The organism is Flavobacterium daejeonense DSM 17708, from assembly GCF_000425425.1.
Classification (GTDB): Bacteria; Bacteroidota; Bacteroidia; order Flavobacteriales; family Flavobacteriaceae; genus Flavobacterium; species Flavobacterium daejeonense.
Genome location: NZ_AUDK01000001.1, coordinates 120,366 through 138,999, shown reverse-complemented (window position 1 = coordinate 138,999; position 18,634 = coordinate 120,366). Strand labels below are relative to the sequence as shown.

10 protein-coding genes and 1 tRNA gene are annotated in these 18,634 nt (G+C 34.2%); all 11 read left to right on the top strand.

What is annotated here, in order from left to right; all coding sequences use genetic code 11:
• Nucleotides 1-21: 21 nt before the first annotated feature.
• The 11 genes from murC to H599_RS0100445 all read left to right on the top strand — a co-directional run bounded on the left by murC (nt 22) and on the right by H599_RS0100445 (nt 18,626).
• Nucleotides 22-1,374 carry a UDP-N-acetylmuramate--L-alanine ligase gene (gene murC, locus H599_RS0100505; RefSeq protein WP_026712322.1) on the top strand — a complete coding sequence of 451 codons (1,353 nt, stop codon included), beginning with the start codon at nt 22-24 and terminating at the stop codon, nt 1,372-1,374.
• Nucleotides 1,358-2,083, top strand: a complete 726-nt coding sequence (locus H599_RS0100500) for a cell division protein FtsQ/DivIB (protein ID WP_026712321.1) — start codon at nt 1,358-1,360, stop codon at nt 2,081-2,083. Before murC ends, H599_RS0100500 begins: the two co-directional genes overlap by 17 nt.
• 6 nt (nt 2,084-2,089) lie before the next feature.
• Entirely contained in the window at nt 2,090-3,469 is a 1,380-nt protein-coding gene (gene ftsA / locus H599_RS0100495) for a cell division protein FtsA (RefSeq protein WP_026712320.1), read from the top strand.
• A 55-nt stretch (nt 3,470-3,524) separates the two neighbouring features.
• Nucleotides 3,525-5,507, top strand: coding sequence for a cell division protein FtsZ (gene ftsZ / locus H599_RS0100490; RefSeq protein ID WP_026712319.1), 1,983 nt, complete (start codon nt 3,525-3,527; stop codon nt 5,505-5,507).
• Between the two features lie 174 nt (nt 5,508-5,681).
• The gene (locus H599_RS0100485; RefSeq protein WP_026712318.1) at nt 5,682-6,131 is read left to right on the top strand and encodes a GatB/YqeY domain-containing protein; all 450 of its coding nucleotides are present in this window, start codon (nt 5,682-5,684) and stop codon (nt 6,129-6,131) included.
• A gap of 89 nt (nt 6,132-6,220) precedes the next feature.
• Nucleotides 6,221-6,294, top strand: a tRNA-Arg gene (locus H599_RS0100480).
• A 281-nt stretch (nt 6,295-6,575) separates the two neighbouring features.
• Nucleotides 6,576-9,290, top strand: a complete 2,715-nt coding sequence (locus H599_RS0100475) for a hybrid sensor histidine kinase/response regulator transcription factor (protein WP_026712317.1) — start codon at nt 6,576-6,578, stop codon at nt 9,288-9,290.
• Between the two features lie 317 nt (nt 9,291-9,607).
• Nucleotides 9,608-11,833 carry an alpha-galactosidase gene (locus H599_RS0100470; protein ID WP_026712316.1) on the top strand — a complete coding sequence of 742 codons (2,226 nt, stop codon included), beginning with the start codon at nt 9,608-9,610 and terminating at the stop codon, nt 11,831-11,833.
• Between the two features lie 707 nt (nt 11,834-12,540).
• Nucleotides 12,541-13,860 carry a sugar porter family MFS transporter gene (locus H599_RS0100455; RefSeq protein ID WP_026712315.1) on the top strand — a complete coding sequence of 440 codons (1,320 nt, stop codon included), beginning with the start codon at nt 12,541-12,543 and terminating at the stop codon, nt 13,858-13,860.
• Nucleotides 13,861-13,864: 4 nt separating this feature from the next.
• The gene (locus tag H599_RS0100450; RefSeq protein ID WP_026712314.1) at nt 13,865-15,463 is read left to right on the top strand and encodes a glycoside hydrolase family 32 protein; all 1,599 of its coding nucleotides are present in this window, start codon (nt 13,865-13,867) and stop codon (nt 15,461-15,463) included.
• A gap of 13 nt (nt 15,464-15,476) precedes the next feature.
• A complete protein-coding gene (locus tag H599_RS0100445) occupies nt 15,477-18,626 on the top strand; it encodes a SusC/RagA family TonB-linked outer membrane protein (RefSeq protein ID WP_026712313.1) in 3,150 nt (1,049 codons plus the stop codon).
• Nucleotides 18,627-18,634: the final 8 nt, after the last annotated feature.

The window sequence follows — 18,634 nt, the reverse complement described above, 5'->3', positions numbered from 1 at the left end:
TCAGAAATAAATATAATCATTATGAACTTAAATCAAATACAAAACGTCTATTTTATCGGTGTCGGTGGTATTGGTATGAGTGCTTTGGCGCGTTATTTTAAGTACATTGGAAAAGAAGTTTCTGGTTATGATAAAACGCCTACAATTTTAACCAATGAGTTGATTGAAAGCGGAATTGATATTCATTTTGAAGATGATATTAATTTAATTCCTAAAAATTATTTTGTTGAAAATACTTTGGTAATTATTACTCCTGCAGTGCCTAAAAATCATTCACAATGGAATTATTTCTTAGAACGTAATTATCAGGTTAAAAAACGTGCCGAAGTTTTAGGAATTATTACTAAAGATACCTTTTGTTTTGCTGTTGCCGGAACACACGGAAAGACAACTACTTCCAGTATTTTAGGGCATATTTTACACGAAAGTGGAGCTGATGTTACGGCTTTTATTGGCGGGATTGTGGAGAATTATAATTCCAATTTAATAGGCAGCGGAAAAACGGTAACTGTAGTTGAAGCTGATGAATTTGACCGTTCCTTTTTGCATTTGCATCCCAATATTGCCTGCGTGACTTCTATGGATGCTGATCACTTGGATATTTATGGGACTGATGAAGCTATTAAAGAATCGTTTACAGAATTTGCAGATAAAGTTCAGGATAAAAATAAATTGTTTGTAACCACGCAATTACCACTTTCGGGTGTTACTGTTGGTGTTAATGAAAAAGCGGGTTACAATGCTTGTAATATTAGAATTGAAGATGGTAGTTATGTTTTTGATGTAGAAACTCCAAATGGGATTTTGAAAGATTTTCGTTTTGGATTACCAGGACGACACAATTTGATGAATGCTTTAATGGCTCTTGCAATGGCAGTAAATTTCGGCACCCCAACCGATGCCATTGGAAGAGCCTTAGCTTCATTCAAAGGAATACGAAGACGTTTTTCGTATCAAATAAAATTGGAAAATTTGGTTTATATCGATGATTATGCACATCATCCTACTGAAATTAATGCAGTGCATCAGGCTGTGAGAGAGCTGTATCCGGGTAAAAAAGTGTTGGCTGTTTTTCAGCCGCATCTTTTTAGTCGAACCAGAGATTTTGCGGATGATTTTGCTAAAAGTCTTTCGCAGTTTGATGAAGTGTTTTTAATGGATATTTATCCGGCAAGAGAATTGCCTATGGAAGGAATAACATCGGAGTGGTTGTTATCTAAAATCGATAACCCAAACAAGAAAATTGTTTCTAAAGAAGCATTAATTCCGATGATGGTAGAAAATAATGCATCCGTTTATGTGACTATTGGTGCAGGTGATATTGGAGAAATGGTAGGGGAAATTAAAAATGCATTGAATGAAAAAAATATTTAACTGGACTAATCTCAGATTAATTTTAATGTTTGCTTTGGTGTTGTTTCTTTTTTCGTTCACATCAAAGCGAAATGAGAAGCGAAAACTGGCTAAAATCAATGTGGTTTTTGTAGGAGAAAACAATCTTTTTATCAAAGAAGAAGCGGTTAATAAATTGTTAATAGAAAATATGAACAACCGTTTAGCTATTGAAAAAGATAAATTAGCTTTGAATAAGCTAGAGAAAATACTAGATTCAAATGCGATGATTGACGAATCGGATGTGTTTGTAAGTATCGATGGTGTTTTGAAAGCGGTTGTAAAGCAAAAGACTCCTGTAGCCAGAGTGGTCAGTGAATTTGAATCTTTTTATGTTGATTATAAAGGTGGTAAGATGCCGCTTTCGGATAATTTTACAGCCAGAGTTCCGCTGGTGTCCGGAGATATAAACAGTAAGAATGAAGAGAAATTGGCGTGTTTGTTTCGTGTGATTTATGAGGATGATTTTTTGAAAAAAAACATCATTGCAATTCAAATTATGCCGAATGCGAGCTTAAAAATGTTCAACAGGAATTATAATTACCAGATTGATTTTGGTAGTATGAGGAATTTTGAAACAAAATTTAAGAACTATAAAGCCTTTTTTCAAAAAGCGGTTTTAGATAGTACATTGTATAAATACAAAAAAATTGACCTGAGGTTTACAAAACAAGTAGTTTGCACTAAATAATAGAAAATGGAAAAAGAGAATATTGCAGTAGGTCTAGATATAGGGACAACCAAAATCGTAGCCATGATTGGCAAGAAAAATGAGTATGGAAAGTTAGAAATTTTGGGGGTTGGAAAATCCAAGAGCTTAGGCGTGGCCAGAGGTGTGGTAAATAACATTACACAAACCATTCAGTCTATCCAGCAGGCAATAAATGATGCGGAAGTAAATTCAGGTTATAAAATTAAAGATGTTGTAGTAGGAATTGCGGGTCAGCATATTCGCAGTATTCAACATACAGATTACATTAGTCGTAGCAATCCTGAGGAGGTAATTGGTGGTGCTGATATTCAGTTGTTGATTGATCAGGTGAACAAATTAGCAATGTTACCGGGAGAGGAAATTATTCACGTATTGCCTCAGGAATTTAAAATTGACGGACAATCTGAAATTAAAGAACCTATCGGGATGTATGGAGGGCGCTTAGAATCCAGCTTTCATGTGGTGGTAGGTCAGGCTTCTTCAATTCGTAATGTGGGCCGTTGTATTCAGAGTTCCGGAATTGAGTTGTCAGGATTAACATTGGAGCCGTTAGCTTCTTCAGATGCTGTTTTGAGTCAGGAAGAAAAAGAAGCCGGAGTGGCTTTGATTGATATTGGTGGTGGAACAACTGACTTGGCAATTTTTAAAGACGGAATTATTCGTCATACCGCTGTGATTCCTTTTGGAGGGAATGTAATCACAGATGATATCAAAGAAGGTTGCTCTATTATAGAAAAACAGGCTGAATTATTAAAGGTGAAATTTGGATCTGCCTGGCCGGGAGAAAATAAAGACAATGAAATTGTTTCAATTCCGGGGTTAAGAGGCAGAGAGCCAAAGGAAATTTCGCTTAAAAATTTATCCAAAATTATTCATGCCCGTGTGGTTGAAATCATTGAGCAGGTTTTTAACGAAGTGAAAGCTTACGGACACGAAGATCCAAGAAAAAAACTAATTGCCGGAATTGTACTTACCGGTGGTGGCGCTCAATTGAAACACATTAAACAATTAGTGGAGTACATAACAGGAATGGATACCAGAATTGGATATCCAAATGAGCATTTGGCTGGTAATTCAGATGAGGAATTTTCAAGTCCGTTATATGCTACAGCTGTTGGATTAGTGATGAACAGTATTGCGAATAATACGCAAAGTGCTGTTAGAAAAGAAGAAGTAGTTCAGCAAAGAAATGTTTTTTACCGCGAACCGGTAGCCGAACCTGTGGAAAGAGTTCAGCAACAGGTAGAAGAAGTGGAAACAGAAGTCTATTCTAAAAAAGAAGAATCTACAGGGGATAAGATTAAGCGTTCTTTCTTTGATCGCTATGTAGATAAAATCAAAGATTTTTTAGATAACGCTGAGTAACAGGGAGAAAGAGAAGAATAAAGACAAAATATATTAATATCAAATACCAAATAATATGACGAGCAACTCAGAATTTGGAAGTATTTCATTTGATTTGCCTAAAAATCAATCAAATGTTATCAAAGTAATTGGTGTAGGAGGTGGCGGTAGTAACGCGATCAACCACATGTTTAGACAGGGAATTAAAGGTGTTGATTTTATTGTTTGTAATACCGATTCGCAAGCTTTACAAAACAGTGCTGTGCCTAACAAAATTCAGTTAGGAGTAAACTTAACAGAAGGTCTTGGAGCCGGAGCAAACCCGGATGTAGGACAACAGTCGGCTATTGAAAGTATTGCAGATATCGAAAAGATGTTAGATCGCAATACAAAGATGGTTTTTATTACTGCCGGAATGGGTGGGGGTACCGGAACCGGTGCTGCGCCTGTAATTGCTCAACTGGCTAAGGAAAGAGAAATTCTGACTGTAGGTATTGTGACTTTGCCGTTTACTTTTGAAGGAAAGGTGCGTCAGGAGCAAGCGCTTATCGGAATTGAAAAATTACGTAAACAGGTAGATTCTTTAATTGTTATTAATAATAACAAATTAAGAGAAGTTTATGGAAATCTTGGTTTTAAAGCCGGATTCTCTAAAGCGGATGAAGTTTTAGCAACAGCCTCAAGAGGAATTGCTGAAGTTATTACTCATCACTATACTCAAAATATCGACTTACGTGATGCTAAGACGGTATTGGCTAACAGCGGAACGGCTATTATGGGGTCGGCTGTGGCTGCAGGTGAAAACAGAGCGAAAGAAGCTATTATTGCAGCTTTAGATTCTCCATTATTGAATGATAACAAAATTACAGGTGCCAAAAACGTATTGTTGCTCATCGTTTCTGGATCTAATGAAATTACTTTAGATGAAATTGGAGAAATCAATGACCATATTCAAAGCGAAGCTGGTTATAATGCCAATATCATTATGGGGGTTGGTGAAGACGACACATTAGGAGATGCAGTAGCGGTAACTATTATTGCTACCGGATTTGATATTGAACAACAAAGCGGAATTGTAAATACAGAGCCTAAAAAAATCATTCATACTTTAGAAGATGAGCAAAAAATTGTTCATAATCTAAGTAATGCTCCGGTTGCTAATTTTGATTTGAATATAGATAAACCGGTAGCTGCTCCGGAAAACAAAGTGGTTTTTGAATTGATTGAAGAAGAAGAAGAAGTAGTTGCGGCTGCTCCTCAGGTTCAGGAAACGGTAGTTCCGGTTCCGGGAAACGAGGACTTGATGGCGATGTCAGAATTTATTAAAAATATCGATGTTACTTTTGAGATTGTTTCTCCGATCAAAGAAGAAGAATTTACTTTTTCGGCTCCAAAAGTAGAAGAAGTAAACCAGCCGGTTGTTGAAGGACCAAAAGCAGTAGAAAAACAAGAGCAAACTTCATTTTCTTTTGATTTGCCTCTTTTTAAATCAGAACCTGCACAGCCAGAACCTGTTCAGGAACAACCAAAAGAAGAAAGAGTTTTATTTGAATTGACGAATGAAACTAAAGAAATTAAGGTGAAAGAAGCAGTTCAGTTTGTGCCTGTAACGGAGGTTTCTGAAAAAGGAGTTATCAAATATTCTTTAGAGGAATATATGGATGCTGAAAACGAATTAACAGCTGCCAAACCTGCTGCGAAAGTAGTAGAGGAAGTGATTCCGGAGGAATTGAACATTACGATGAAAAAAGTAGAATTGGCTCAGGATGATTTTTCTAAAGCTGAGGATATTTCGCCAATCGAAATGACAATTGAAGAAACATTGCGTTTAAGAGCTGATGAGAGAAGAAAGAAATTAAAAGAATTCAATTACAAGTTTCATAATAATGTTTCCCGTATTGATGAGTATGAAAAAGAACCTGCTTATAAAAGATTAGGTATCGATATTTCAAACAATCAAACGAATAATGCAAATTCAAGAATATCAGTTGGAACCGATAGTAATAACGATTTACAATTGCGTTCTAATAACTCTTATTTGCATGATAATGTAGATTAGTTGGCTTAATTCATAGATAATAACCCGAAGATTACATTTAATTTTCGGGTTATTTTTTTTACCTTCGCGCAGCATTAAAGTTTAGCAAATGTTTCTTTGGAGGTGTTTTTGTTACAACTTTTTTTAAAAACTAATGTCGAATAAAGCAGTACTGCTTGTTAATAAAATACAACAATGAGTTTATCAGTAAAAATCATGGATGAAATGAAAACAGCCATGAAAGCAAAAGATACCGTAGCATTAGAAGCTTTAAGAGCTATAAAATCAGAATTGTTATTAGCGCAAACTTCTTCAGGTTCTAAAGAGGAGATTTCAGAAGATGAAGAAATAAAATTGTTACAACGTTTAGTAAAAACGCGTAAAGAAAGTGCCCGAATTTATACTGAGCAAAACCGTCCTGATTTGGCTGAGCCGGAATTAGCGCAGGTTGCAGTTATCGAGAAGTTTTTACCGGCACAATTAAGTGAAGCTGAAATCGAAGCTGTAATTGCGAAAATTATTGCCGAAACTGGTGCTTCCGGAATTGCATCTATGGGTAAAGTAATGGGATTGGCAACTTCGCAATTGGGCGGAGCTGCAGAAGGAAAAGTAGTTTCTGGTATTGTTAAGAAATTGTTAGTTTAAAAGTTTAAATTCCCCAAAAGAAATTCCAAATTTCAATTTTTTTAGTTTTGGAATTTGAGTTTTTTTAAGATTGGTATTTATATAAAAATGGCTGCGTAGTTCAACTGGATAGAATATCAGATTTCGGCTCTGAGGGTTGGGGGTTCGAACCCCTCCGCAGTCACAAAGACAAATTTTTAATGGCGTGATGATTATACAAGTTTTGTGTAATTATCACGCTTTTTTAGTTTTTGGTAATTCAAAAAAAGCTTAGGAATGTTTTGTTTTGAAAAACAGGATTTATTTTTATTATGCAAAAAATATTAGGTTAAATGTTAAGAAAATCATAACTTTCCATCTCTAAAGCAGCGATGAGAATTGACTGCTTACTTCAGGTTAGCTTTAAATAGTATTCCATTTTTTCAATTTTACTAAATAGTATATTTCCTTAAATAAATTAATGGTATGTTCAGAAAGATTTGTTTTGTGTTCTTATTGGTATTGATGCTAAATTCATGTAAAAATGAAGAAGATAAGGATGGAATTTTAATTGGTTTTTCTCAAAGTATCGACCATGATATATGGAGGAAATCAATGGAACATACTATGGAAATTGAGGCAGCCTTACATCCTAATGTGAAATTGAAAATCTATAATGCTAATCGAAAGTCTAAAAGACAAATAAAGGATATAGAGCGGTTTATTGAAGAGAAAGTAGATGCTATTATAGTCTCTCCATTTGAATCAGATTCAATTATTCCGGTAATAGAAAAAGCAAATTCTAAAGGGATTCCTGTTGTTATAGTTGACAGAAAAGTAAATACTTCAAATTATACGGCTTATATAGGGGCAGATAATGTCGAGGTAGGAAGAATTGCGGGCAGGCATATTGTATCATTGTCAAAAGGGAAGGCAAAAGTGATTGAAGTCAGAGGGGCCTATTATACTTCGCCCGGCTTGGAGAGAAGTTTGGGTTTTAAAGGGATTGTGGAGCAATATCCAGGTATAAAGGTGGTCAGGTTGGATGCTTATAAAGATGAATTACCTAAGGAGGCTTTTTTAAAAGCTTTAACTGAGAATCGGGATGTAGATTATGTTTTTGCTTATAACGATGTAATTGCTTATCAGGCATACCTTGTTGCCAAAAGCAAAAAGCTTGAAAAAAAGATTAAAATAATAGGTGTTGATGGTATTAATGGTCCTTATGGCGGAATCCAATTAGTAAAGGACGGGATTTTAAAAGCCACAGTATTATATCCTACGGGAGGAAGTGAGGCCGTTAAATTGGCTCTAAAGGTGATTAATAATGAAATTGTTCCCAAAAAGAATAATCTTAATACCGTTTTGATTGATTCTCTTAATGCTGAAATTATGAGTAATCAGTTTGATAAAATCACTATTCAGCAGTCGGATATTGAGGAACAGCAACATATTATTAAAAATCAGGAAGAGAAATATGCCAGCCAGAGTAATCTTCTCAAATTATTAATCATTTTGTTTGTCATTGTCTTCGGGTTGGCCATATATAGTATTTATTCCCGAATAACAATTAGTCGTAAGAAGAATGAATTAGAAGAAAAGAACAAAAAAATAGTGATCCAAAGAAATGAAATCAAGCAATTTGCAAAGGAATTGAAAAAGAGTAATGAGGGAAGACTTTTATTTTTTACAGGTCTTTCTCATGAGTTTAAAACACCTTTGACCTTGATTTTGAGTTCGGTGGAGTCTTTGAAAAATGAATTCAGGAATAAAGGAATTGCGGTTAATACTGAGATTAATTTGATGTATAATAATTCGAGAAGATTATTAAGGTTAATTAATCAGCTTTTGGATTACCGAAAAATAGAAGATAAAAAATTTGTGCTCAAAGCATCAAAAACAAATATTTTAGATTTTTCGAAAAGTATAGTTTGTGATTTCGAAAAAGAAGCAAAGAGAAAGCTTATTGATTTTACGCTGACGAGCAATAATCCGGATTTGGAGGTTTATATTGACCGAAATTTGATGGATAAAGTTTACTTTAATTTGTTATCCAACGCCTTTAAATTTACTCCTGAGAGTGGTAAGATTGCTGTTGCAATCAATGAAGATAAAATTAATAATGTTGTTAGGATTTCTTTTAAAGATTCAGGTATTGGAATTCCTGAAAATGAAATAGAGGAGGTTTTTAAAGCTTTTTATCAAGGATCAAATAATTATAGAAGCAACAGTTCGGGCATAGGGTTACATTTGTCAAAGAATTTTATTGATTTGCATAAAGGTAAGGTAGCGATTAATTCTAAAAACGGGACTGAATTTATTATTAGCTTACCATTGGGCAAAGAGCATCTGGATGCCAAATCAATAATAGAAGATCAGGTCCTTGATTTAATATACCAATCGGATTATTTGGATTCGGATATCCAAGTGAGTGAGCCAATGATTAATGAGGATAAGTATTCTATTTTTTATATTGAGGATAATGTTGATTTATTGGATTTTATAACCAATAAATTTTCGACACAGTACACTATTTATACCTCAGACGGTACTGATGCTATAGAACGCGCTTTGGAGTTAATTCCGGATGTTATTATTTGTGATTTGAATTTGCATGATAAAAATGGCTTTGAAATTTGTAAAATTTTAAAGAAAGACCTGAGAACGTCTCATATTCCTATTATTATATTAACAGCATCAGAAGATCAGGATTCTTATTTGAAAGCATTAGAAAGCGGTGCAGATATCTTCCTAACCAAACCTTTTGACTTAAAAGTTTTATCTCAGTCTATTAAAGGGCTTTTGTATAATAGAGAAAAATTACGGTTTTATTACACTAATAATATTTTAAAAATTGACGATAGTGGTTTTGGTTTTTCCGAACAGAATTTTTTACGAAAACTCAATTCGTTAATTGAAAAAAACATGGAGAATTCGGCTTATCTGATAGAAGATTTAGCGCATGATTTAAATATTTCCAGAGTACAATTGTATCGAAAAGTAAAGGCGATATTAGGAATTAGTGTAAGTGATCATCTCCTTAACCTTCGATTGGAGAAATCTAAAATACTGCTTAAGAAAACGAATCAGAATATTTCGGAAATAGCTTATGCCGTAGGTTTTTCATCGCCTAATTATTTTTCGACTTCTTTTAAAAATAAATTTGGTGTAACACCAACGGAATATAAAGGAGTAAAATAGGTTTTGAAGGTTTAATTGTCTTCTTTTTTCATTGTATTTATGTTACGTAATTGTAAATCATGTAACATGAGTATTCTTTTAGGATAGATTTTATAATTGGTTTTCGCTGTCAGGCTTTGTTTTTAAAGGCTTTGTAGTGATGTTTATGTGCTTTTTTTGAAATTGTGCCAATTGAAACATATTGAGAATGTAATTATGATTTTTAATATGAAATTAGCAGGGTTTGGTTGTAGAAATAGATTTGGATTTAATCATTTGCACATCGATACATACTTACATATTGCTATTAATTCAAAAAAAATAAACCACTATTAATTATGAAAAAGGATCTCGTTTTCTCTTTGTTAAAAGGTGATTTCAAATTTGTTGTTGTTTTCTTTTACGGTTTGCTAAGTTCTTATGCACAAAATATTACAATTCCGATAGAGACTAAAGACCATGCTTTAGTATTGCAAACAGATAATGATAAACGATTGCGAAATATTTATTTTGGCAAACCACTAAAAAACAAGGCGGAATATGATATTATAGCTAAGAGTTTTGATTTTAATGATGCAAATGCAGGAATTTATAATATCGCTTATACTCCTTCGGGGACTTCTAATTTGTCGGAGCCGGCCTTGCAGGTAAAACATGCTGATGGCAATACCTCTCTGGAACTTAAATATGTTAGTCATAAATATCAGAAGATTGATGTTGATGTTACTTTAATCAGTATCGTTCTTAAAGATCCTGTTTATCCGTTTGAGGTAACTTTGTTTTATAAAGTATGGGCTGCTAAAAATGTTATCGAGCAGTGGACTGAGATAAAACATCAGGAGGAAAAGGCTGTTTTATTGCAAAAATATGCTTCGGCTAATATGTATTTTACCAATAAGAATTTTTATCTGACCAGTTTTCAAGGGGAGTATCTTAAGGAAATGCAGCCTGTCGAAACTAAATTGGAACAGGGAATCAGAGTGATTGATTCAAAACTGGGGACAAGGGCAATGCTTTTGCAAACTCCAAATTTTATGGTTTCATTTGGTCAGCCTGCTTCAGAAAATGAGGGTTTGGTTATGTTGGGGCAGCTTGCCTGGAGTGGTAATTTTAAACTTGATTTCGAAATCGATTCGTATAAAAATCTTCGTTTGATTGCCGGAATTAATCCTTGTGCTTCCGAATATTCTTTGGTGCCTAACAGGGTTTTTAAAACTCCGTCTTTAATTTATGCATTGTCTAATGAGGGTACCGGAGAGGCTAGCCGTAATCTTCATGAATGGGCCAGAAAATACAGGGTTTTAGATGGTGAGGGTGAACGTTTGACTTTGTTGAATAATTGGGAAGCTACTTATTTTGATTTTGATGAGGCTAAGATTAAAGATTTATTTAAAGGTGCTAAATCATTGGGTGTTGATATGTTTTTGTTAGATGATGGCTGGTTTGGAAATAAATATCCCCGAAATAATGATGATGCAGGTTTAGGGGATTGGAAGGAAAATAAGAAAAAATTGCCTAATGGATTGGGTTATTTGGTGAAAGAAGCCCAAAAAGAAGGGGTTAAATTTGGTATCTGGATAGAACCTGAAATGGTTAACCCAAGAAGCGAATTGTATGAAAAACATCTGGACTGGGTTATTCGTCAGCCGGAAAGACCTGAGATTTATTATAGAAATCAGTTGGTTTTGGATTTGTCAAATCCCGAAGTGCAGGATTTTGTTTTTGGGATAGTAGATAATTTGTTTGTTAAAAACTCTGATTTGGCTTTTATTAAATGGGATTGTAATGCGGTAATCTATAATGCTTATTCTGCTTTTCTCTCTAAAAAAGGAATTCCTCAGTCTAATTTATATGTAGATTATATTCATGGGTTGTATAAGGTTTTAGAAAGAATCAGGGCAAAATATCCTAAAGTTCCTATGATGTTGTGCTCTGGAGGAGGTGGTAGGGCTGATTATGGGTTCTTGAAATATTTTACTGAATTTTGGCCTAGTGATGATACTGATCCTATTGAAAGAATATTTATTCAATGGAATTATTCGTATTTTTTTCCTTCGATAACTACCGATAATCATGTGACTGATTGGGGAAAACAACCGTTAAAGTTTAGGGTTGATGTTGCGAGTATGGGGAAATTAGGATTTGATATTGTTGAAAGCCATTTAAGTGAAAACGATAAAGTGTTTTGTAAGCAGGCAATTTCAAATTATAATTCGTTTAAAGATATTGTATGGCATGGCGATTTGTATCGTTTGTTGAATCCGCATGAAAATGATATTTCGTCTTTAATGTATGTGAATAAAGAAAAAAATAAAGCTGTTGTTTTTAATTATCTGGTTAATAACCGATATAAAATCACGGCTACTGAAAGACCAATTGTGTTGGCGGGATTGGATCCGGATAGTAAATACACTGTTAAAGAAATAAACCTGTATCCCGATACAAAATCTATGATTAATGCAGGAAATGTTTATTCAGGTAACTTTTTGATGACAGTAGGGATAAATCCAAATGTTACCCTAAAACGTACGAGTGTTATATTAGAAATAACCCAGGTAAAATAATGATTTATAAAAGTATGCTCTAGGCATTAGGGAATTTTTTCTGTTTAAGTTGAAAATGCAGCTGGTTTAAAATCAATTGCATTTTTTTATGCGGTAAATTTAAGTTGAGTTGTTGTTTTAATGAATGTTTGTTTTTCTGTTTAATGGTCGCTGATTATTGTTCAAATTTTATTTTTCACCTGCTGTAGATGAATATAAAGGATTGAAAATTCAAAAGAAACTGATGATAAGAAGTGAAAATGCACAATTCAAACTAAATGTTTTCCAGGTTAATGTCTTTTAAATAGAATGTTATTACAATTGGTGTTTTTTGTTTTAATGGTTCGTTTTTTAATTATTAATTATAAAGAAAAGGATTCTTTTTTTGTGAAATATTTTAGATATTTTGAAGCTTTTTCAGTTTGTTTTTTATGTAAAATATAATTTAAAAGTATAAAAAAAGCAGGAAGTGAAATTTTACGGTTAATAAATTGATTATTTCCTTATTGAATCATGTAACAAGGTTGTAGATTGCGTAACATTAGTATACTATAACCTTTTCTTTAGGCCTATTAGAGCCATTTGTCTCTTGGTAATAAATCCTTGTAAAATAAGGGATTATTTGATTTTTACATTCTTTTAACATTTACAAACACAATTGTAACATTGCTAAAATAGGTGAGCCTATTAAGCAGATACCTTAGCAATTGAATTTAAAGTTACAGATAATGAGAAAAATATTTATTTGGGCGTTAGTAGCATCACTTGCAGGATTCCTTTTTGGTTTTGATACTGTTGTGATTTCCGGAGCTGATAAAAAGTTACAGTCGATTTGGAATTCATCGGATGCTTTTCACGGTACAGTTGTAATGGGCATGGCTTTGTGGGGAACTGTAATAGGAGCCATTTTTGGAGGGATACCAACTAACAAATTGGGTAGAAAAAATACTTTATTGTGGATTGGAATATTATTTTTCTTCTCTGCTATAGGTTCTGCTTTAGCAAACGGACCTTATGTATTTGCCGCTTTTAGATTTGTTGGCGGATTGGGGGTTGGAGCTTCTACTATAGCGGCACCGGCTTATATTTCAGAAATCGCACCGGCAAAAGACAGAGGGAAATTGGTGGCATTTTACCAGTTTAATATTGTACTGGGAATTCTTATCGCCTTTCTTTCTAATTATCTGTTACGAAACGTAGGTGAAAATTCATGGAGATGGATGATGGGGGTACAGGCATTTCCTTCTTTCATTTATTCAGTATTAATTTTTTCTATTCCTAAAAGTCCAAGATGGTTATTATCAAAGAACAGAGATGAAGAAGCTAAAAGTGTTCTGGAGCGAATGGGATTGGAAGCTGATTTTGAAGAAATGAAAAAAGAGATTGATGCGGATAACGCTAATGCAGCTCTTGCTAATGACAGCATCTTTTTAAAAAAATACAGAACCCCATTGATATTAGCGTTTTTGATTGCTTTTTTCAACCAATTATCAGGAATTAATGCTTTTCTGTATTATTCTAATAGAATTTTTCAGGAAGCCGGTTTAGGAGAAAGTACTGCTTTGTTGAGTAGTATTGGAATTGGAGTGGTAAACTTAGTTTTTACTTTGATTGGTGTTTTCCTGATAGATAAGTTAGGACGGAAAATTCTAATGTATATAGGGTCAGTAGGTTATATCATTTCGCTTACTTTAGTAGCTATGGCATTTTTCCTTCATTGGCAGGGGATTATGGTTCCGGTATTTTTATTCTTATTCATTGCTGCACATGCAATAGGTCAGGGAGCAGTAATCTGGGTTTTTATATCCGAGATTTTTCCTAATCATCTCAGAGCTTCAGGACAGGCTTTTGGTAGCACGACACATTGGGTTTTAGCTGCAATCATTCCATCATTGATTCCTTTTTTATTTTCTACGATTGGTCCGGGGGTTGTGTTTTTGTTTTTTGCCATAATGATGGTATTCCAACTACTTTTTGTTGCCTTTTTAATGCCTGAAACCAAAGGGATTTCTTTAGAAGAGTTAAGTAAAAAATTAATTAAAAATTAATAACATGAACAGAATAAGAATTAAGAAATGGTTAGGACTAATAAGCAGTCTGGTAATTTTTTCGGGTTTGTTTTCCTGTAAAGAAGCTGGAGATTCGGATGGGGAAAAATATACTGAAGAGGAACTCTACAGACCTAATTTTCATTTTACACCTAAAAAAGGTTGGATGAATGATCCTAATGGATTGTTTTATTACAATGGATATTACCATCTTTTTTACCAACATTACCCCGATTCAAATATTTGGGGACCAATGCACTGGGGCCATGCTATAAGTACCGATTTGATTACCTGGACAGAAAAACCTATAGCTCTTTATCCGGATGCCAAGGGGTATATTTTTTCGGGTAGTGCGGTTGTAGATTTAAACAATACTTCTGGTTTTGGTAGTTTAAAGAATCCGCCTATTGTGGCAATGTTTACCTATCATGATCCGGTAAAAGAAAAATCCGGAGCTGTAGATACTCAATCGCAGGGGATTGCATATTCATTAAATGAAGGTTTGACCTGGACAAAGTATGAGGCAAATCCGGTTATTAAAAATCCGAACCTTAAAGATTTCAGGGATCCTAAAATGATCTGGGATAATATTCACAAACAATGGTTAATGGTCTTAGCCGCAGGGGACAGTATTTTTTTCTATGGCTCTAAAGATTTAAAAAACTGGGAATTACTTTCTGATTTTGGAAAAAATATAGGGGCGCATGGCGGAGTTTGGGAGTGTCCGGATTTATTTCCAATGTTAATTGAAGGGTCTGATGATTATAAATGGGTGCTTTTGGTAAGTATAAATCCCGGAGGACCTAACGGAGGTTCGGCAACACAATATTTTGTAGGTGATTTTGATGGTAAAAATTTCACTCTTGACGAATCTTTTTCTCAGGATTTAAAAGAAAAAAAATCGCTTTGGATTGATTACGGCAGAGACAATTATGCAGGAGTTACATGGTCAAATATTTCTGAAGTGGATGGAAGAAAATTATTTGTAGGATGGATGTCAAACTGGAATTATGCTCAAAAAGTGCCTACTCAAAAATGGAGAAGCAGCATGACTCTGCCAAGGGAATTAGCACTTGTTAAAGATGACGGACATTATAAAGTTTCTTTTCAGCCAGTGAGGGAATTACAAAATTATGTGTCAAAAACAATTAAAAAAGAAACTCTTAAAATAAACAAAAAAACGGTTTTAACTGACAAATCATTCGTTGATTTATCCAAAACAGATATCCGATTTAATGTATGTAACCTTAAAAACGATATCTATACATTCTCCTTGTCAAATGCTTTAGGTAATACAATTGAATTTGGAATTAATAAAAAGGACAAGTTCTTTTTTGTTGACAGAAAAAAATCAGGAGTGATTTCTTTCTCGGATGATTTTGCAAAACAAATTTCAAAAGTAGCTTTTACAAAGGATTTTAATAAAATGGATGTAAGGGTTGTAATTGATAAAACATCAATTGAGGTATTTTACGACAAAGGAAAAACAGTTATGACCGAGATATTTTTTTCTGAAAAACCTATGGAAACATTCTCGGTTAACAAAGGGAATTTTGACTACGCTATTGAAAATCTAATTATTAACCAACTAAATTTTAACTAAAACTATTTAAATTATGAAACGAAAAATCATTCTCTATTTAATTTTAATGGGCTCCTTTTTTTCTTTGTCGGCTCAAAATATAGGAATAAAAGGGACAGTAACATCTTCTGAAGATGGAATGTCATTACCAGGTGTGTCAGTTCTAGTCTCGGGGACAAATAAGGGAACTACAACTGATCTTGATGGTAAATATGAGCTTAAAAATGTAGACGCTAAAGCCTCTTTGGTTTTTAGTTATGTAGGTTTTACAAACCAAACAGTACAGGTAAACGGTCAGGAAACAATTAATGTTGCTTTGAAAGGAGAATCACAACAATTGACCGAAGTTATTGTAACGGGATATTCAAAAGAACGTAAGGTAGACGTTACAGGATCTGTTGTTGTAGTTGAGATGAAGCCTATTGAGGGACAAAGTATGAGTTCCGGTAATGCCATGCAGGCTATGCAGGGAAGGGTTGCCGGTTTGTCAGTAGAAAAGTCCGGAGATCCGAGCGGAACCAGCAGCAAGATTTTAATCAGAGGGGTTAGTACTTTAGGAAATACTGATCCGTTGTATGTAATTGACGGAGTTCCTACTGTAAGACCGGAAGTTTTTGCCAGTTTAAATCCAAGTGTTATAGAATCTGTTCAGGTGTTAAAAGATGCTTCTGCTTCTTCTATTTATGGTTCCAGAGCAGCCAATGGTGTTATTGTAGTAACAACTAAAAATGCTTTCAAAGGAGAAAGAATGAATGTGTCTTACAGTACCAGTATTTCTGCTATGTCAGAGAAAAAGCAAAGGTATAAAATGTTGAATGCAGTCGACAGAGGTAAGGTATTGTGGCAGGCGTCTGTTAATGATGGTGCATTTCCTGAAGACGGTTATGGCGAAATTTACAATTTTGACTGGAATAATAATTTGGCTAATCCTGTTTTAAATGGGGTAACGGTTCAGCCTTTTGTTGGAGGGGATACTAATATGCCTGCAGGAGATACTGATTGGCAGGATGTATTGTATAAAACGGGATTTGTTGTTAATAATGATTTGTCAGTTTCGGGAGGAAGTGATAAATCGAATGCAATGTTGAATTTAGGGTATTTAGATAATACAGGTATGTTGAAGTATACTGGTTATGAAAGGTACACGGCAAGATTGAATGCTAATTTTAAATTGTTTAATGACAAAGTGCGATTTGGAATTAATTCTCAGTTTACTCAGTCTAATGAGACATTAGCGGCTGCTGATGTTGGGAATTCTCCGGTTCCTGCTCTGGCTATTTCATTAGCGCCAACTATTCCTGTTTATACAAATTCCGGGGGATATGGAGGGGCTTTAGGTTCTGGATATTCTGACAGAAATAACCCTTTGTTGATGCAGTATTTGAACCGATGGGATAATACCAGAAGAATGTCTTTGTTTGCTAATGTTTTCACAGAAATTGATGTGGTTAAAAATCTTACTTATAGAAACAGTATAGGTATTGATTTTAATGATTACAACAAAAAAGATATTGAGCCAAAGGTTAGTAATGGATCAGTTAACAGAGATAATAATAGTCTGACTCTTGATACAAATAAATATTCCAGTTTAACTATTTCTAATACGTTGAATTATAATGTAAAATTAGAAGATCATAAAATAGGTGTAATTGTTGGTACTGAATCAGTTAAAACGGATTTGAATAGTATATATGCCCGTGGGGAAGGATTTGCAGTTGAAACAGAAGATTATTTTGTTTTATCGGCTGCCACGGGAGCTAGGACATCAAACGGGCTTTCTACAGGAAGCAGATTGCTTTCTCAGTTTGGTAAGTTAAATTATTCGTTTTCAGATAAATATTTGGCAACTTTTACGATAAGACGTGATGGTTCTTCGCGATTTGGAGCAGATAACAGATATGGTATTTTCCCTGCTGCCACAGTAGGTTGGAAGATGAGTAATGAAAATTTCCTGAAAAATGTTGAAGCAATTTCGTTATTAAAATTTCGTGCTGGTTATGGAGAGGTTGGGAATCAGTCTATTGGAGATAATGCCCGTTTTGGTTTGTACGAAACGAGATACGGTCCTAATCAAAATGTATTTGACCCATGGTTTTTTAATATTTATTACAATGTTGGAACAGCTTATGATTTGAATGGTAATAATACAGGGAATTTACCATCAGGTTTTGTTTCCATTCAAGCGGCTAACTCGGGATTGAAATGGGAGTCAACTAAAGAGATAAACGTAGGATTGGACTTTGCTTTTTTAGATAATAAATTATCAGGATCGTTTGATTATTTCGCAAGAAAAACGGATGGAATATTAATTAAACCACCAGTTGCTTCGGTTGTTGGTGAAGGCCAACAACGTTTTGTAAATGGAGCATCTACTGAAAATAAAGGATGGGAATTAGTTTTAGGTTATTCAGATACTTTAGAGAACGGATTGACTTTTAATGTAACTACCAATTTTGGTGCAACAAAAAATAAAATTACTCAATTACCTGAAGAGGTAAGATCGGCATATCCGGGTACGGCGGCAAATTCAATTGTTGGTCATTCACAGTTTGAAATTTTCGGATATAAAACTGATGGATTGTTCCAGTCACAGGATGATATTGATTCACATGCAACTCAGGTGGCTGCCAGATTAGGAGGTATTAAATATGTGGATATCAATAATGATGGAGTTATTAATTCTAATGACAGAACTTTTATTGGTTCAACACAACCTAAATTAGAATATGGTATTAATATTAGTTTGAGTTATAAAAATATTGATATGTCCATTTTTGGTTCGGGGGTTACAGGAAGAAAAGGGGTAGATCCTTATATCTATTGGAATAATTTTGTTCAGGGAAGAGAAAATGCAGGGCCTGGAACTTTAAATGCCTGGACTCCTACGAATACGAATACAGATGTTCCATCACTTTCTTTAGCGCATAATGATACTCAGATGTCGGAATATTTTTTAAGAAACAATTCGTATTTCAAAATGAGAAATATTCAATTAGGTTATACATTACCGGAAGCATTTGTTAATAAAACTGGGTTCTTGACACATTGCAGAATTTATGCTCAGGGAGAGAACTTATTTTGGTTTACTCCAAAAGGCTACATAGGTTCTGATCCGGAACGTACAGATGTAAATAGAATACCTGTACCAACGACTTTCTCTTTAGGAGTAAACTTAAACTTTTAATTAAATCT

Bases quoted from the DNA above. Each gene is read 5' to 3' on its own strand.
- H599_RS0100475 (WP_026712317.1), top strand. From the start codon at position 6,576: ATGTTCAGAAAGATTTGTTTTGTGTTCTTATTGGTATTGATGCTAAAT.
- H599_RS0100485 (WP_026712318.1), top strand. From the start codon at position 5,682: ATGAGTTTATCAGTAAAAATCATGGATGAAATGAAAACAGCCATGAAA.
- H599_RS0100455 (WP_026712315.1), top strand. From the start codon at position 12,541: ATGAGAAAAATATTTATTTGGGCGTTAGTAGCATCACTTGCAGGATTC.
- H599_RS0100445 (WP_026712313.1), top strand. From the start codon at position 15,477: ATGAAACGAAAAATCATTCTCTATTTAATTTTAATGGGCTCCTTTTTT.
- H599_RS0100470 (WP_026712316.1), top strand. From the start codon at position 9,608: ATGAAAAAGGATCTCGTTTTCTCTTTGTTAAAAGGTGATTTCAAATTT.
- ftsA (WP_026712320.1), top strand. From the start codon at position 2,090: ATGGAAAAAGAGAATATTGCAGTAGGTCTAGATATAGGGACAACCAAA.
- H599_RS0100450 (WP_026712314.1), top strand. From the start codon at position 13,865: ATGAACAGAATAAGAATTAAGAAATGGTTAGGACTAATAAGCAGTCTG.
- ftsZ (WP_026712319.1), top strand. From the start codon at position 3,525: ATGACGAGCAACTCAGAATTTGGAAGTATTTCATTTGATTTGCCTAAA.
- H599_RS0100500 (WP_026712321.1), top strand. From the start codon at position 1,358: ATGAAAAAAATATTTAACTGGACTAATCTCAGATTAATTTTAATGTTT.
- murC (WP_026712322.1), top strand. From the start codon at position 22: ATGAACTTAAATCAAATACAAAACGTCTATTTTATCGGTGTCGGTGGT.